Here is a 14,854-nt window from a genome sequence, read left to right as displayed (position 1 = left end):
GGCTAATATACTAAAATAGAGTTGCAAATAAATTGTATTTGTGTACTTTTGCACCGAAAATCAGCATTGATTTTTCAAAACATGAACTTATAAATTATTTACACATACTATAATGGCTGGAAAAAGAACTTTTACCATGATTAAGCCTGATGCTGTTGAAAACGGACACATCGGAGCTATTTTAGAAAAAATTACTGCTTCAGGATTCAAAATTGTTGCATTAAAATTAACACAATTAAGCAAGCGTGATGCAGAAGCATTTTATGCAGTTCACAACGAAAGACCTTTCTTTGGTGAATTAGTAGAATTCATGACAAGAGGACCAATTGTTGCTGCAATCTTAGAAAAAGATAATGCAGTGAGTGATTTTAGAACCTTAATCGGAGCTACAAATCCTGCAGAAGCAGCAGAAGGAACAATCAGAAACTTATATGCAACTTCTATTGGAGAAAATGCAGTTCACGGTTCTGATAGTGATGAAAATGCAGCTATTGAAGGTGCTTTTCACTTTTCAGGAAGAGAGATTTTCTAAGGAAAACTTATACTATATAGAGAAGCTTCAATCGTTTGGTTGAGGCTTTTTTGTTTTTCAGCATAATAAGCTCTGTCTTGAGTTTCAAACTCACAACAGTTTTAAAATAGTTTATTTTCTAAATGGATTTTGCCTACGCAGGAATGACTGTCCAACAATCTAAAAGCGTTAGCGTTTCTATCGTAAAACGATATGTTTTATCAATTCTTTTCCTAAATTTTCATTTAGCATTTTAATCATCTTATCTTTTCCATAGCTCAATTCTTCTCGTAATACCGCAGACGATAGAGAAACATAGAGTGTGTCATTTTTAAGAATGACATTCGTAGTATAATTGTTTACACCATTTCCCATTAATTTAGCCCAAGCATCACGTGCATCAATTTTATCCAAACCATCTTCCAATCGGTTTTCACTAACAAAATCTTTCAATACTTCGCTAATAGTTCTATGTTCGGTGTGTCTTTTCTTCAAAATAAATTATAATTTAAAAATCTCATACGATTGATGAATTTCTTTTACAATCGCTTCAGTTCTTGTTGCATGCGTGTCACTAATAAATAATTGACCAAAGTCTTCATGGTTTACCAATGAAATAATTTGTGCAACACGTTGTTCATCTAACTTATCAAAAATATCGTCTAAGAGTAGGATAGGCGTTACATTGGCTAATTGCTTAATAAAATCAAATTGTGCTAATTTTAAGGCTATTAGAAATGATTTTTGCTGTCCTTGACTTCCAAACTTCTTGATCGGATAGGTTGCTATTGAAAATGTCAGGTCATCTTTGTGAATTCCAACACCAGTATATTGCAATACTTTGTCTTTGATCAGGTTCTCTTCTAGCAAAGATCGAAAATCTTTTTCATGTAATTGACTCTTGTATTCAATATTAACAGTTTCTTTTTCGTTTGAAATCGCGTTATAGCGCGACATAAAAATTGGAACAAATGCTTCTAAGAACTTTTTGCGTTCTGCATAAATTTTAATTCCTAAATTGTGCAATTGATCGTTGTAAATGCTAAGTGTGTCGCCATCAAACGTACTATTTAATGCAAAATATTTTAATAAAGAGTTTCGTTGCGAAAGTACTTTGTTATAATTGATAAGGTTTTGTAAATACTGCTTGTTTGATTGCGAAATAACGCTGTCAATGAATTTTCTACGTGTATCGCTTCCTTCTGTAATTAAATCACGATCTGCAGGCGAAATGATCACTAATGGGATAAACCCAATATGTTCTGAAAGTTTATCGTATGGTTTTCCGTTTCGCTTTACAATTTTCTTTTGTCCTTTTTTTAGTGAACAAATAATTTGTTCTTCACGTTCTCCTTTTTCATAGGAACCATCAACGACAAAAAAGTCCTCTCCATGTTTAATATTTTGTGTTGCAACAGGATTAAAATAGCTTTTACCGAACGATAAATGGTAAATAGCATCTAAAACGTTGGTTTTTCCAACGCCGTTATTCCCGACAAGACAATTTATTTTTGGATTAAAATCAAAAGAACTCGTGTCAAAATTCTTATAATTTACAAGTGATAATTTCTTTAGAAACATGAAAAAAGGAGCATCATTACAATAAAAATGCAAATTATTGAAAAATATCAAATAAATAAGCTTTTAATTCTATATAAAAATTTTATTTTTGCGCACATTAATATACAATATATGGCAACTTACAAGAAAAGAGGATATAAAGTAAAGACTAAAGTAGACAAGGAGAAAGATGTTTCTGCTGAAGATTTAGAAAGTACAACAGCAGAAGTTTTTAATACTTTAGACGAAACTGCGTCCAAAACAGAAGAATGGGTAGCAGGAAATCAGAAATATATCTTTATTGGTATTGGTGCAATTGCAGTTGTTCTTTTAGGGTATTTAATTTATAGTAAAGCATTTGCTGCTCCACAAGAGCAAGAAGCTGCAAACGAAGTGTTTCAAGCAAACTCTTATTTTAATGAAGCTTTAAGTGTAAATCTTAATGACCAAGTGGTAAACGGATTGGCACAAAGAGATTCATTATTCAATTTAGCGCTACAAGGTGGAGAAGGAAAGTTTGGATATTTAAACATTATCAAAAATTATCCTGGAACAAATGCAGCGAACTTAGCAAACTATAGTTCAGGTATTGCATATTTGAATTTAAACAATTACGAAAAGGCAATTGAGCACTTATCGGAATTTAAATCTTCAGATATTGTTATTGGAGCTAAAGCAAAAGGAGCTTTAGGAGATGCATTTGCACAATTAGATCAGCAAAAAGAAGCATTAGAGTATTACGAGAAAGCATTTAAGCATAGTGATAACGAAGCAACGACTCCAATTTACTTATTTAAAGCAGGAATTACGGCTTTAGATTTAGGAGAAGCTGGAAAAGCATTGCAATATTTTAACAGAATTGAAAGTGATTATGCTAACTTTAAAAATACACCTGACGGAAAAATGTTAGAAGTATACATAGGAAAAGCAGAAGCCTTGAACTAAAAAATATGGCGACAGTAAATAAAAATTTATCTACATACGATAAAGCTACAATCCCAAATGCGAAAGATTTTCGATTTGGGATTGTTGTTTCTGAGTGGAACGAGAATATTACGGAAGGACTTTGTGAAGGTGCAATAACTACTTTAATAGAGAATAGTGTTGCAGAAGACAATATAATTCGTTGGAATGTACCAGGAAGCTATGAATTGGTGTATGGAGCAAAACACATGCAAAAAACACAAAAAGTAGATGCTATTATAGCAATTGGAAGTGTGATTCAAGGTGAAACAAAGCATTTTGACTTTGTATGTAGTGCCACAGCACAAGGAATTAAGGATTTAAATGTGAATTCGGATATTCCAGTAATCTTCTGTGTATTGACAGATAACACGTTGCAACAAGCAATTGATCGTTCTGGAGGAATTCATGGAAACAAAGGAACTGAAGCTGCAGTAGCCGCTATTAAAATGGCTGCATTACGAAAGTTTTAGACTTAATAAGTTCAATAAAATAAAAAACCGTTGTAGAACATTCTATAACGGTTTTTTGTATTTATAAGGTCACATCGAGCACAGTCGAGATGCTATTCTTCTTCATTTGTAGTTTCAGGAAGTTGAAAAAAGCTAAATACCGAACTTCCATAGCCTTTTGAAAAGCTAAAATAAGGCGCATGATCGAGTTTTGTTTCTTTCGCGTGTTCTACGATTAAAAAACCATCTTTTAAGAGTAAACCTCTTTCAAACACGATTGAAGCAATACGTTCAAACTGTTCTAGTGTAAACGCATATGGAGGATCTGCAAATATAATATCTGATTGTAAGTGTGTACGTTCTAAAAACTTATATACATCACTTTTAATTGCAGTAATATCCATCTCTAATAGGGCAGCAGTCTTTTTTATATAACTTACGCAACCATAATCACCATCAACGGCTGTAACAACTTCTGAGCCACGTGAAGCAAACTCGTAACTTATATTTCCTGTTCCCGAAAACAAATCTAATACGCTTAATTCATGGAAATAAAAATGATTATTCAAGATGTTAAATAATGATTCTTTAGCCATATCTGTAGTAGGTCGTACAGGTAATTTCTTTGGAGCTGTTAATCGTCGTCCTTTATGTTTTCCAGAAATAATTCGCATTAGAAATTTGTTAGTAGTGTGAAATCTTTGTGAGGCTTGGGTTTCTGAACATGTTCGTGAAACGTAAACGGATATTTTTTATTTACAAATGAAACATTACGAACATATGTATATGTAATTGTATATAAAGTATCTTCTTTTGAAACTTCACCTAAGAAATAAAGTTGTAGTTCGTTGGTGTTTAATTCAAGTTGTTCGATGGTGAATAATAAATAATAAATGTAATCTTCAGGAGTTACGTATTCAAAAGAATTGTAGAATAATAACTTCTTATTCTTGATGACAATAATTTCAAATTGATCTTTCTGAATATGGACAAATACCGTAGCTTCTTGACTATTTTCTGATAGTTGAAAAATGTTTTCTAACAAAATAGTTGCAAAATGTTTGTATGTAAACACGCCATACTTGTCAAAAAACAGATTATTGATGTTTACATACGGAATATACACGTTTACCATGTCATTACTTGTCACAACATCAAATGTAATATAGTCGTTTGATAAAATTTTGTTGTTGTATTTCAGATAATCTGATAAGTTTTTGTCTGAAAATAAAGGTTTAGGGACAAATGTAGATAACGTATTTATATGACTTATGATTACTTCTTGAAAAGGCTGATCAAACAAGTCTTTATGTGTATTTAACACATTAATAATCGCAACTTCTAACTGTAAAGGATTTGTAACCGTTTCAAATTGAAAATGTTGTAAAGAGGTAATTTCATTTTCAATTGCATCTAGGATACAAAAAGAAAGTCCATTCAGAGAAATCTGAATGGACAACTTTTGAAAATCTGATTGATTTATATCTTTATCTTTTTGTTTCAATTTCATAACTCGTTGGCCAGTTTCCGCTATCACTAACTTTATCAAGTGATCCTACGAAAATTTGATTTCCATCAACTTCATCCACAGAAATAATTCTATTTTCTTGTTTTAATAAATCTTTATCCTGATCGAATAAAATAACATCTTTTAATACAGAAACTTTAAAAACAGGTGCGTTATAACCACTTATTTCTATAGTTTTAGTTTCCATTTTAAATAATTCCTTATCATTCTGAGCGTACGGTACAAACTTCATTTTCTTGTAACGATCAGTTCCTTGGAATAAAGAATCTAATACAGGCTCAAAGCTTAACGTATCTATAATGACAACTTCTTTCAGTTTGTCAATTTTATAAATTTTATCAAATTCTATATAACTAGAATCTCTTTTTTCAACGATAGCAAATTGAGCAGACTCAACAAACTTTTCTAAAGTAGCAAAGTCTTTTGCATACGTACCAGTAATTGTTTTGTGAGCTAACTGTGAATCTCTAATATCTTTTAAGTTATTAATAACAGCTTTGTATCTCTCTACTTTTTGTTGCTTGAACTCAACTGGAGCCATGATTGAATTGTAAATCTTATACCCAAAGAAAATAGATGCTAACATAAACCCTAAAGCAAATATTGGGCGTAATTTTCTTGGAACTAATTTCTCAATAACGAATAAAAGGCCAATGGCAATAACAATAGCTAAAATAACAATCAAAGGTGTTTTAATCGTGTCGAAAAAACCTCCTCTAACTGCTTCCGCTTCTTGAGCTATTGATAATGCAGGAAGTAGTAAAAAGACAGTTACTAATGATAAGACTAAATTGAATTTTTGTTTTACGTGTTTCATCTCTATTAAGAATAGTTTTGTTATAAGAACATCAATATACGCAAATCTACAATTTTTTTTTAATCGTAAAAGTATTTCACCAAAAAAAGCATATTTATGTTTATAAAAAATGAATTGAAGCGTAATCATTCAATTTACTTTTCTATTTTCGTTCTCTGATCTTGAAAAAAGAGCAGGTAATTTTACAATTATGGATGCAACTACATTTTATAAATTACTGAAAAGTAAATTTCCACATGAAGTAACTTTTAAGCAAGATGTAGTTTTACACAAACTATCTGAGTTTATTTTTGGAACAGACAAAGATGCATTGTTCTTATTAAAAGGATATGCAGGTACAGGAAAAACAACTACAATTGGTACGCTTGTAACACATTTATGGCATACCAAAAAAAAAGCAGTTTTGTTAGCTCCAACAGGTCGTGCAGCAAAAGTAATTAGTAATTACTCTAAGAAGCAAGCACATACAATTCATAGAAAAATATACTTCCCCAAAAAAGATAAAGGTGGTGGTGTAAGCTTTGTATTGCAACCAAACAAGCATCGTGATACACTTTTTATAGTGGATGAAGCTTCAATGATTCCAGATTCTCCAAGTGACTCTAAGCTCTTTGAAAATGGTTCTTTGTTAGATGATTTAATGATGTATGTGTATGCTGGTCATAATTGTAAACTGATTTTAATTGGAGATACAGCGCAGTTGCCACCTGTAAAACTTGATATAAGTCCTGCCTTGGATGAAAGTACGCTGGAGTTAAATTATGATAAAAATGTGACGCTTATTGAATTGGATGAAGTTGTTCGACAAGATGCTGACTCTGGAATACTCGTAAATGCAACTAATATTCGTGAACAATTGAATGAACAGTTTTACGCAGAATTCAAATTTCAACTCTCTAACTTTCCAGATATAGTCCGATTAATCGACGGTTACGAAATTCAAGATGCTATCAGTGATGCATATTCCGATGATGGAAAAGAAGAAATGGCAATCATTGTCCGATCTAACAAAAGAGCTAACATTTACAATCAACAAATTAGAAATCGGATCTTATTTAATGAAAATGAATTGTCAGCTGGCGATTATTTAATGGTTGTTAAAAACAATTATTTTTGGCTGCCTGCAACTTCTGAAGCCGGGTTTATTGCTAATGGCGATATTATAGAAGTTTTAGAAATTTTTGCAATCAAAGAATTATATGGTTTTCGTTTTGCAGAAGTAAACATACGAATGGTCGATTATCCAAATCAAAAACCACTTGAAACGGTATTAATGCTAGATACAATTCATGCAGAAACACCAGCATTACCCTATGAAGATGGAAACAGGCTCTACCAGGAAGTCATGAACGATTACGAAAGTGAAACCTCTAAGTACAAGAAATTTTTAAAAGTAAAAGGGAATAAATATTTCAATGCATTACAAGTAAAATTTAGTTACGCCATTACCTGTCATAAATCACAAGGTGGACAATGGAAAACTGTTTTCATAGAACAGCCATACTTACCCAATGGTGTTGGAAAAGAATATATGCGTTGGTTATATACAGCAATGACAAGAGCGCAAGAAAAACTATATCTCATAGGATTTTCGGATGACTTCTTCATTTCTTAAAAAATGCTAAAAATATTTTTCCTATTTTTAAAAAAATTAACCATAAATAATAATTGTATCGCATGAATAATTTGTACTACAAGCCTTCGGGCAAGTTTAACCCTATTAGTTTTTTATACCTTTTATTAGCTATTTGTATTGCCGCGCCTTTACTCGGATTTATATATTCGTATGCTATCTTGTTTATTCCAATAATCTATCTAAACTTTTTATGTTTGGCAGGAATTGCGCTTGGTCTTGGATTCGTAGCAAGTTTTGTAGTAGACTTGGGTAAAGTTCGAAACAAAATGCTCGCTTTACTATTTGGTATTTTAATTGGAATTGCAGGATATTATTGTAGTTGGATTGTATGGATAGGATATCATTTTGAAATTTCATACATGGAAATAATTCAAAACTTTGATGTTTTACTTCGTGGAATTGAATTTGCTAATGCAGAAGGAACTTGGGGATTTAGAAGTGGAGGAAATGTTAATGGAACCATGTTAACTGTTGTATGGATAATTGAATTAGTAGCAATAATTATTGTGCCAATATATCTTGGATATACCAGAGCAGGTGAGCCTTTTATTGAAAATGATGACAATTGGGCAGAAGCTACAGCAATAGGACCATTTGAATTAGTGCTAGATCAGGCAAAAATGAAACAGCAACTAGAAGCAAAAAAATATGAAGAACTACTAGCAATAACACCAGCAGAAAATGCAGGACAAGGTTCGCATACAATTTTAAGCCTGTATCATGGGCAAAATAGAAATCAATCAAAAGAATTTTATCTAAGCATCAATAATATGATTGAAAAATTGGATAAAGATGGAAACCTTGATTTTGATGAAAAAATAATTATCAACTTTATCAGTATTAGCAAAGAAGCTGGACAGCAATTACTTGCTAAAATTGTTGCTGATAGCGCAGTTGTAGAAAATTAAAATAATATCAGATACGTTATAAATACACTACAAATTGTATTTAAAATTGTATTTTTGAGTTTATAAAACGAGCACATTTGAAAATAATAGCAATGATTCCGGCACGATATGCAGCTTCACGCTTTCCAGCAAAGTTGATGCAAGATTTGCACGGAAAAACCGTAATTACCAGAACATATGAAGCTACTGTAGCTACTGAACTTTTTGAAGAAGTGTATGTAGTAACTGATAGTGATGTTATTCGTGAAGAAATAGCACGAAATGGTGGAAATGTAATTATGAGTAAAAAAGAACACCAATCTGGAAGTGATCGTATAGCTGAAGCCGTGCAAAATGTTGAAGCAGATATTGTAATCAATGTGCAAGGTGATGAACCATTTACGGAAAAAGAAAGTCTTGAAAAAGTGATCAATGTGTTTTATGATGATCCAAACAAAGAAATTGATTTAGCTTCCTTAATGGTGCAAATCAAAGATTGGGACGAAATAAAAAATCCAAATACGGTGAAAGTTATTGTTGATCAGCGCGATTTTGCGTTGTACTTTTCTCGTTCACCAATTCCATATCCAAGAGATGAAAATGCAGGTGCTAAGTACTTTAAGCATAAAGGAATTTATGCGTTTCGTAAGCAAGCATTGCTAGATTTTTATGAATTGCCAATGAAAACATTGGAAGCTACTGAAAAGATAGAATGCATTCGCTATTTGGAATTTGGTAAAAAAATAAAAATGGTTGAAACATCAGTTGAAGGTGTCGAAATTGATACACCAGAAGATTTAGAACGCGCAAAGAAAGAATGGAAATAAGTTACAATAACATAAAAGTGATCGCTTTTGACGCTGATGATACACTTTGGGTGAATGAAACCTATTTTAGAGATGTAGAGCACAAGTTTGCACAATTACTTTCTGCATACGAAACTGAAAATACCATTGATCAAGAATTATTCAAGATGGAAATGAAAAACCTTTCTACATACGGATATGGAATCAAAGGTTTTATGTTATCTATGGTAGAAAGTGCTATTGAACTATCCAACGGAAAAATTTCAAACAAAGTCATTTCTGAAATCATTCAACTTGGAAAAGAAATGATTTCTATGCCTGTAGAATTGTTAGATGGAATAGAAGATGTGTTAGAAGAATTAAGCAAAAAATACAGATTACTAGTCTTAACCAAAGGCGATTTACTTGATCAGGAACGAAAGCTTGAAAAATCTGGCTTGACCAAATATTTTCATCATGTAGAAGTGATGAGTGATAAAAAAGAAAAAAATTACAAAGATTTACTCGATCATTTAGAAATAAATGTCAATGAATTTTTAATGATTGGAAACTCACTAAAATCTGATGTGTTACCAATTGTAAACATAGGAGGAAAGGCGATTCATGTGCCATTTCATACAACTTGGCAACACGAAACGGTTTCTCCAAATGAAGAATCTAATGGATATCATGTCGTAAAAGACATCACTCAGGTGTTAAATTATTTGTAGTGAAGAAGCTAAATGTAGATACATGGAATCGTAAACAACACTTTGAATTTTTTAATACATTCAAAGATCCGTTTTTTGCCGTTGCAGCGCCAATGGACGTTACCCAAGCATATGACTTTGCAAAAGCGACTGATAATAGTTTTTTTGCAGTCTATTTGCACGATTGTATGAAAGCAATTAATGAAATAGAAGCGTTTAAATATCGTATTGAAAATAAAAATGAAGTAGTCATTCATGACAATATTCATGCGTCAGCAACAATTATGCGACCAGACAAAACTTTTGGGTTTTCGTTTATTGAATATGATGCAGACTTTGAATTATTTAAACAAAATATAGAAGCGGAAAAAGATCGAATTATCAATTCAACGGATCTGTTTCCACCAAAAAATACAGAAGATTGTGTGTTTTGCTCGGCATTGCCTTGGACACACTTTACAGGACATAAAGAACCGTTTCATGGAAAACAAGAGTCGGTTCCAAGAATAGCTTTCAGTAAAATGGTCGCTAAAAATGATAAAAAAATAATGACGGTTTCAGTATCGGTAAATCACGCATTGATGGACGGCTATCATGTTGGACAGTTTACCGAAAAATTTCAAGAATATTTATTGAAACACTAAATAACCTAACGTAATATTTATATTTACACTATTAAACCAACTAACTATGGAGTATAAAAACTTTCCAATGGTTCCCAGAGTGATCTTCGGAAGAGGAAGTTTTAACCAGATACAAGAAATTTTGACACCAAAACGCGTCAATACAAAAGCGCCGTTTATCTTTTTGGTGGATGATGTTTTTGAAAACAATCCTTGGCTAATTGATAGAATTCCGCTTCGATTTTTAGATCAAATTGTATTTGTATCAGCAGAAGAAGAACCAAAAACTTCACAAGTTGATGCTTTAGTCGCTGAACTAAAAGGACGTTTTACTGAAAACCCATCAGGAATTATTGGAATTGGAGGAGGAACATTACTTGATATGGCAAAAGCAGTCGCAATAATGTTGACAAATGAAGGAAGTGCAGCCGATTATCAAGGTTGGGATTTAGTCAGTAATGAAGCTGTATATCATGTTGGAATTCCAACGATTTCAGGAACTGGCGCAGAAGTTTCAAGAACAACGGTATTAACTGGTCCAGAAAAGAAATTAGGAATCAATTCAGATTTCACACCTTTTGATCAAGTAGTATTAGATCCAGAATTAACACGTGGCGTTCCACAAAATCAATGGTTTTACACAGGAATGGATTGTTATATTCATTGTATAGAATCGTTAACAGGAACGTACTTAAATGCGTTTAGCCAAAGTTATGGGGAAAAAGCATTGGAGTTGTGTAGAAACGTTTTCTTAGAGAAAAATGTACGTGATGAAGATTCTGAAGATAAGTTAATGATGGCTTCTTGGCATGGCGGAATGAGTATTGCTTATTCACAAGTTGGTGTAGCGCATGCAATGAGTTACGGACTTGCTTATTTACTAGGAACAAAACATGGAATAGGAAATTGTATTGTGTTCAATCATTTAGAAGAATTTTATCCGCAAGGAGTTTCTGAATTCAAAAAAATGGTTCGTAAACATGATATTGAAATTCCAACTGGAGTTTGTAAAGACTTAACAGATAAAGAATTTGACATCATGATTGATATTGCGTTGATGTTAGTTCCACTTTGGGAAAATGCTTTGGGTAAAAACTGGCAAGAAATCATTACACGAGAGAAGTTGAAAAACATGTATATGAAAATGTAATTTCTATAAATGTACCTTCACTAACTTTTTTATAAAGTATAGATTTGAAAAAAATGGTATGTTTTAATATATAAAAAAAGGTTTTAGAAATCGATGCGATTCTAAAACCTTTTTTCATTGAAAATTTTAACTTAGAATAATGTATATCCAAATACTAATGCGACACTATTATAATCGGATAGTTGGAAAAACCCGTTTGGTGGCAACATTTCTCTAGTTGTATTGTATCTAAACTCAACACTATATTTGTTGTTATATTTATAGCCAAATCCAAAGACATAATTACCTCTTGGTTCTAACGTTATGTCAAGAAAATCAGTTCTTTCCGCTTCTAAATCTTTTTTAAATACAATATTGAATTTGTAAGAAGCGCTTATAAATAACTTTGAAGTATCGTTCAAGAAAAAATAATGACGAACTCCTATTGGTATTTCAATAGCACTATAATCTATCATTACATTCGTTGTTCTTGTCTCAGAAGTAGTTTGCGAGTATATGACTTCTTTTTCAGATTTGTATGAAATATAGGTTGGTTCGGCTACAAGTGCCCATTTATTCTTATTAAAATTTAGAACAACTTCTGCTTCAAGTCCAAGTTGTAATCCTGTATTTTGACCAAAATCAATATTATATCGAGAATTAAAAGTGCTCCCAAGTTCAAATGAAGAAAAATTAATTCCTGGTTTTATGGATAAATTGAAATTATTTTTATTGTCTTTAGCAGAAAGGTTTGTAAAAGATTCACCATTGCATGTATTATAAGTAGCAAACAATTTTACTAATTTCCCTTTTGTGTACGTCGTATTTTTTATTTTATTCGTTGTAATTGCATCACATTTTAAATGATCCCATAACTGCTTTTTAAATTCTACATTTTCACCAATCTTATTTTCAGGTGTCATATACTTTTTATGGATAAGTTGTTGAATTTTTCCATTGTTAATACGGAAAAAGTATTTTCTCAAATTACCATTAACATATGAATATAAAGAAGCTTTTCCTTCCATTAGCACTTTTAAAAATAGTTGTTTTTCTTGCCATTTTGGTTCTTTTGATTCTCCTAATTCGTGAAGATTTTGAATCGAAACATCTATAAAAACTGCATGACGTTCATATTTTGATGCATTGTATATTTCAAAAACTTTTACATTATTAATCTTGGTTGATTTCTTTTCTGAAGTCTCTGTTAGTTTATATTGAAATTCACTCGGATTATTTTTCCAGTCGTCATTCTTAATATAACAATCAATTTTTTCACCTGCATTCGTGATAAAATATCCCTTTTCATAGGAAATTTGACCAAAAGAATAGAAGCTCGTAAGTAAAGTTAAAATCAGTAGTAATTGTTTTTTCATGTAGTAAAATGTTAATGTATTAATTAGAGTTGTATATAAATAGAAATGTTTTTCAAATAATTAGTAGTGATGTTTATCGTAACGTAACATGAAATTTAGTTTTTTTAACATGTTAAGTTTGAATGTATAAAACTTACAGCAGATTAATTCATGAAAGAGTTGTTTACATAGAATTCTATGTGCTGATTCAGTGTATATTTTACAGTCCAAAAATACGAATGTATGTGATATGGTGTTACCGAACTATACTATAATTCCGTGAATCATCATTAACTAAACACTTTTTCAATGTAATTGTTATAGCCAAAAAGGCAGTTTACTGATTATGAAAGTTATTATTGTAATTAATAGTTCAATTCTTGAAACTTCACTAAATTAGCTTTGCTATTAAAAAATAGATACAACTAAAATTTTTCCCCAAATGATGCATGCAATTTATAAGTTTATCTACTTCAAGTTAATGAAGTGGAAAATAAAAGGAGCTTTTAATCCCGAAGTGAAAAAATGTATTGTTGCAGTAGTTTCACATACAAGTTGGCACGATTTCTATATCGGTTTAATGATTCGTGGTATCACGAAAATGCAAATCAATTATGTAGGGAAAAAAGAATTGTTCAAATTCCCTTTTGGTTGGTATTTTCGTTGGACAGGTGGCGCACCAGTTGATAGAACTCCTGGACAAAATAAGGTGCAAGCCATAGCTAAAGTGTTTGAGGGAAAAGAAGAATTTCGTTTAGCATTGGCTCCTGAAGGAACGCGAAAACGTGTTGATGAACTTCGTACAGGATTTTATTACATTGCAAAAGAAGCAAATTTGCCAATTACGTTAGTTGCGTTTGATTTTGGTAAAAAAGAAGTCAAAATAGACGAACCGTTTTATCCAACGGACAATATGGAAGCCGATTTTGAATACATTCATGAATTTTTTAAAGGTGTTGTTGGAAAAGTTCCTGAAAAAAGCTTTCGCTACAATCAATAATCAACCATAAAGTAAAAATGCCAAGAACCATTTTTGAAAATATTGTAATCGAAAAGTTTGAAGAAACAATGTTTTTGGCTTTTTGTAAATACATGCCGATACGTTTTTTTGAAATCTTATTTATAGAAAAAGGTGCTGGAACATTAATTATAAATAATCATAAGGTAAATTATAATGAGAATCAGATATTCATATTAGTGCCTAACGACAAATATAATTTTGAAATTGAAAAGCCAACATCGGTTTCTGCTATAAAATTTCTATACAGTTTTTTTAATAATTCTTCACTAGATGAAAATCATATACAACGAAAACAATGGTTCAAGAAAATAGAAACCATATTACATAGTAGTAATCGCACATCACATATAACGCTAGAGTCAAAAACAGATGAAAGTAGTCTTTATGCATTATTTACGGTACTTTGTAATGAATATAATGATGAATGTTTAAAGAATGAAGCTATTTTAAAATCAACATTACATTCCATACTTCATATAATTTCCAGAAATGTAAGTTTTATTTCTTCAAAAATTTCTGATTCAAAAATCCAAGATATTATAAATTATATCCATTATCATATTCATGAACCTAAAAAATTATTAAAGAAAGAAATAGCAAATCAATTCCATATTTCAGAAAACTATATTAGCGAGTTTTTTAAACGCGAAACGGGAATTGGTTTAAAAAAATATATTCTTACTTATAAAATAAAATTAGCTGAAACTCGATTGAAATACACAGATTCTACAGTTACAGAAATAGCGCAAGAACTTGGATTTACAGACAGTAGTCATTTAGATAAAACTTTTTTGAGCTACAAAGGAATTACTGCAGGTGCATATAAAATAAGCCTAAAAGATTCTATCTAAATTCTTAATCCTCTTTTTTTACTAAA

At 31.3% G+C, this 14,854-nt stretch carries 17 protein-coding genes; 11 read left to right on the top strand and 6 right to left on the bottom strand.

Annotation, left to right across the window (positions count from 1 at the left end):
• Positions 1 to 112: 112 nt before the first annotated feature.
• Positions 113 to 532 carry a nucleoside-diphosphate kinase gene (locus ACUUYC_RS24305; protein ID WP_430412525.1) on the top strand — a complete coding sequence of 140 codons (420 nt, stop codon included), beginning with the start codon at positions 113 to 115 and terminating at the stop codon, positions 530 to 532.
• A 177-nt stretch (positions 533 to 709) separates the two neighbouring features.
• On the opposite strand, the gene ACUUYC_RS24300 is transcribed toward ACUUYC_RS24305, so the two are convergent.
• Both ACUUYC_RS24300 and recF read right to left on the bottom strand, forming a co-directional pair.
• On the bottom strand, positions 710 to 1,006 hold the full coding sequence (locus ACUUYC_RS24300; protein WP_474270239.1) for a DciA family protein: 297 nt from the start codon (positions 1,004 to 1,006) through the stop codon (positions 710 to 712).
• 6 nt (positions 1,007 to 1,012) lie between these two features.
• Positions 1,013 to 2,092: a DNA replication/repair protein RecF gene (gene recF / locus ACUUYC_RS24295; RefSeq protein WP_474270236.1), complete on the bottom strand. Its 1,080-nt coding sequence runs from the start codon at positions 2,090 to 2,092 to the stop codon at positions 1,013 to 1,015.
• 111 nt (positions 2,093 to 2,203) lie between these two features.
• Between recF and ACUUYC_RS24290 the strand changes: the two genes are divergently transcribed.
• Both ACUUYC_RS24290 and ribH read left to right on the top strand, forming a co-directional pair.
• A complete protein-coding gene (locus tag ACUUYC_RS24290) occupies positions 2,204 to 3,016 on the top strand; it encodes a tetratricopeptide repeat protein (protein WP_474270234.1) in 813 nt (270 codons plus the stop codon).
• Between the two features lie 5 nt (positions 3,017 to 3,021).
• Positions 3,022 to 3,507 (top strand): 6,7-dimethyl-8-ribityllumazine synthase, encoded by a 486-nt coding sequence (gene ribH, locus ACUUYC_RS24285; RefSeq protein WP_474270232.1) that lies wholly within the window; start codon positions 3,022 to 3,024, stop codon positions 3,505 to 3,507.
• A 92-nt stretch (positions 3,508 to 3,599) separates the two neighbouring features.
• Here the strand turns inward: ribH and ACUUYC_RS24280 are convergent, their stop codons facing one another.
• Genes ACUUYC_RS24280 through ACUUYC_RS24270 form a run of 3 tightly spaced genes read right to left on the bottom strand, consistent with a single transcriptional unit; the run spans position 3,600 to position 5,831 of the window.
• A complete protein-coding gene (locus ACUUYC_RS24280) occupies positions 3,600 to 4,160 on the bottom strand; it encodes an RsmD family RNA methyltransferase (RefSeq protein ID WP_474270230.1) in 561 nt (186 codons plus the stop codon).
• Positions 4,160 to 4,996, bottom strand: a complete 837-nt coding sequence (locus ACUUYC_RS24275; RefSeq protein ID WP_474270229.1) for a DUF3822 family protein — start codon at positions 4,994 to 4,996, stop codon at positions 4,160 to 4,162. Before ACUUYC_RS24275 ends, ACUUYC_RS24280 begins: the two co-directional genes overlap by 1 nt.
• Positions 4,974 to 5,831, bottom strand: a complete 858-nt coding sequence (locus tag ACUUYC_RS24270; RefSeq protein ID WP_474270226.1) for a hypothetical protein — start codon at positions 5,829 to 5,831, stop codon at positions 4,974 to 4,976. Before ACUUYC_RS24270 ends, ACUUYC_RS24275 begins: the two co-directional genes overlap by 23 nt.
• Positions 5,832 to 6,021: 190 nt before the next feature.
• On the opposite strand from ACUUYC_RS24270, the gene ACUUYC_RS24265 reads away from it, so the two are divergent.
• From ACUUYC_RS24265 to ACUUYC_RS24240, 6 genes are all read left to right on the top strand, one after another.
• The gene (locus tag ACUUYC_RS24265) at positions 6,022 to 7,446 is read left to right on the top strand and encodes an ATP-dependent DNA helicase (RefSeq protein WP_474270224.1); all 1,425 of its coding nucleotides are present in this window, start codon (positions 6,022 to 6,024) and stop codon (positions 7,444 to 7,446) included.
• A 62-nt stretch (positions 7,447 to 7,508) separates the two neighbouring features.
• Entirely contained in the window at positions 7,509 to 8,375 is an 867-nt protein-coding gene (locus ACUUYC_RS24260; RefSeq protein ID WP_474270221.1) for a hypothetical protein, read from the top strand.
• Between the two features lie 92 nt (positions 8,376 to 8,467).
• Complete coding sequence (gene kdsB / locus ACUUYC_RS24255) at positions 8,468 to 9,181, top strand: 3-deoxy-manno-octulosonate cytidylyltransferase (RefSeq protein ID WP_474270570.1); 714 nt, start codon at positions 8,468 to 8,470, stop codon at positions 9,179 to 9,181.
• Positions 9,172 to 9,870, top strand: a complete 699-nt coding sequence (locus ACUUYC_RS24250) for an HAD family hydrolase (protein WP_474270219.1) — start codon at positions 9,172 to 9,174, stop codon at positions 9,868 to 9,870. Before kdsB ends, ACUUYC_RS24250 begins: the two co-directional genes overlap by 10 nt.
• Positions 9,870 to 10,493: a CatA-like O-acetyltransferase gene (locus ACUUYC_RS24245; protein ID WP_474270217.1), complete on the top strand. Its 624-nt coding sequence runs from the start codon at positions 9,870 to 9,872 to the stop codon at positions 10,491 to 10,493. The genes ACUUYC_RS24250 and ACUUYC_RS24245 overlap by 1 nt, the downstream gene beginning before the upstream one ends.
• Positions 10,494 to 10,539: 46 nt before the next feature.
• Positions 10,540 to 11,622, top strand: a complete 1,083-nt coding sequence (locus tag ACUUYC_RS24240; protein ID WP_474270214.1) for an iron-containing alcohol dehydrogenase family protein — start codon at positions 10,540 to 10,542, stop codon at positions 11,620 to 11,622.
• Between the two features lie 131 nt (positions 11,623 to 11,753).
• Here the strand turns inward: ACUUYC_RS24240 and ACUUYC_RS24235 are convergent, their stop codons facing one another.
• Positions 11,754 to 12,977 carry a porin family protein gene (locus ACUUYC_RS24235; protein ID WP_474270211.1) on the bottom strand — a complete coding sequence of 408 codons (1,224 nt, stop codon included), beginning with the start codon at positions 12,975 to 12,977 and terminating at the stop codon, positions 11,754 to 11,756.
• A 421-nt stretch (positions 12,978 to 13,398) separates the two neighbouring features.
• On the opposite strand from ACUUYC_RS24235, the gene ACUUYC_RS24230 reads away from it, so the two are divergent.
• Complete coding sequence (locus tag ACUUYC_RS24230) at positions 13,399 to 13,956, top strand: 1-acyl-sn-glycerol-3-phosphate acyltransferase (protein ID WP_474270209.1); 558 nt, start codon at positions 13,399 to 13,401, stop codon at positions 13,954 to 13,956.
• 17 nt (positions 13,957 to 13,973) lie between these two features.
• Positions 13,974 to 14,828 carry an AraC family transcriptional regulator gene (locus ACUUYC_RS24225; RefSeq protein WP_474270207.1) on the top strand — a complete coding sequence of 285 codons (855 nt, stop codon included), beginning with the start codon at positions 13,974 to 13,976 and terminating at the stop codon, positions 14,826 to 14,828.
• Positions 14,829 to 14,854: the final 26 nt, after the last annotated feature.

This window comes from Kordia sp. E (assembly GCF_056033805.1).
The sequence above is the reverse complement of the archived record's forward strand: the minus strand, read 5'-3'. Positions and strand labels throughout refer to the sequence as shown.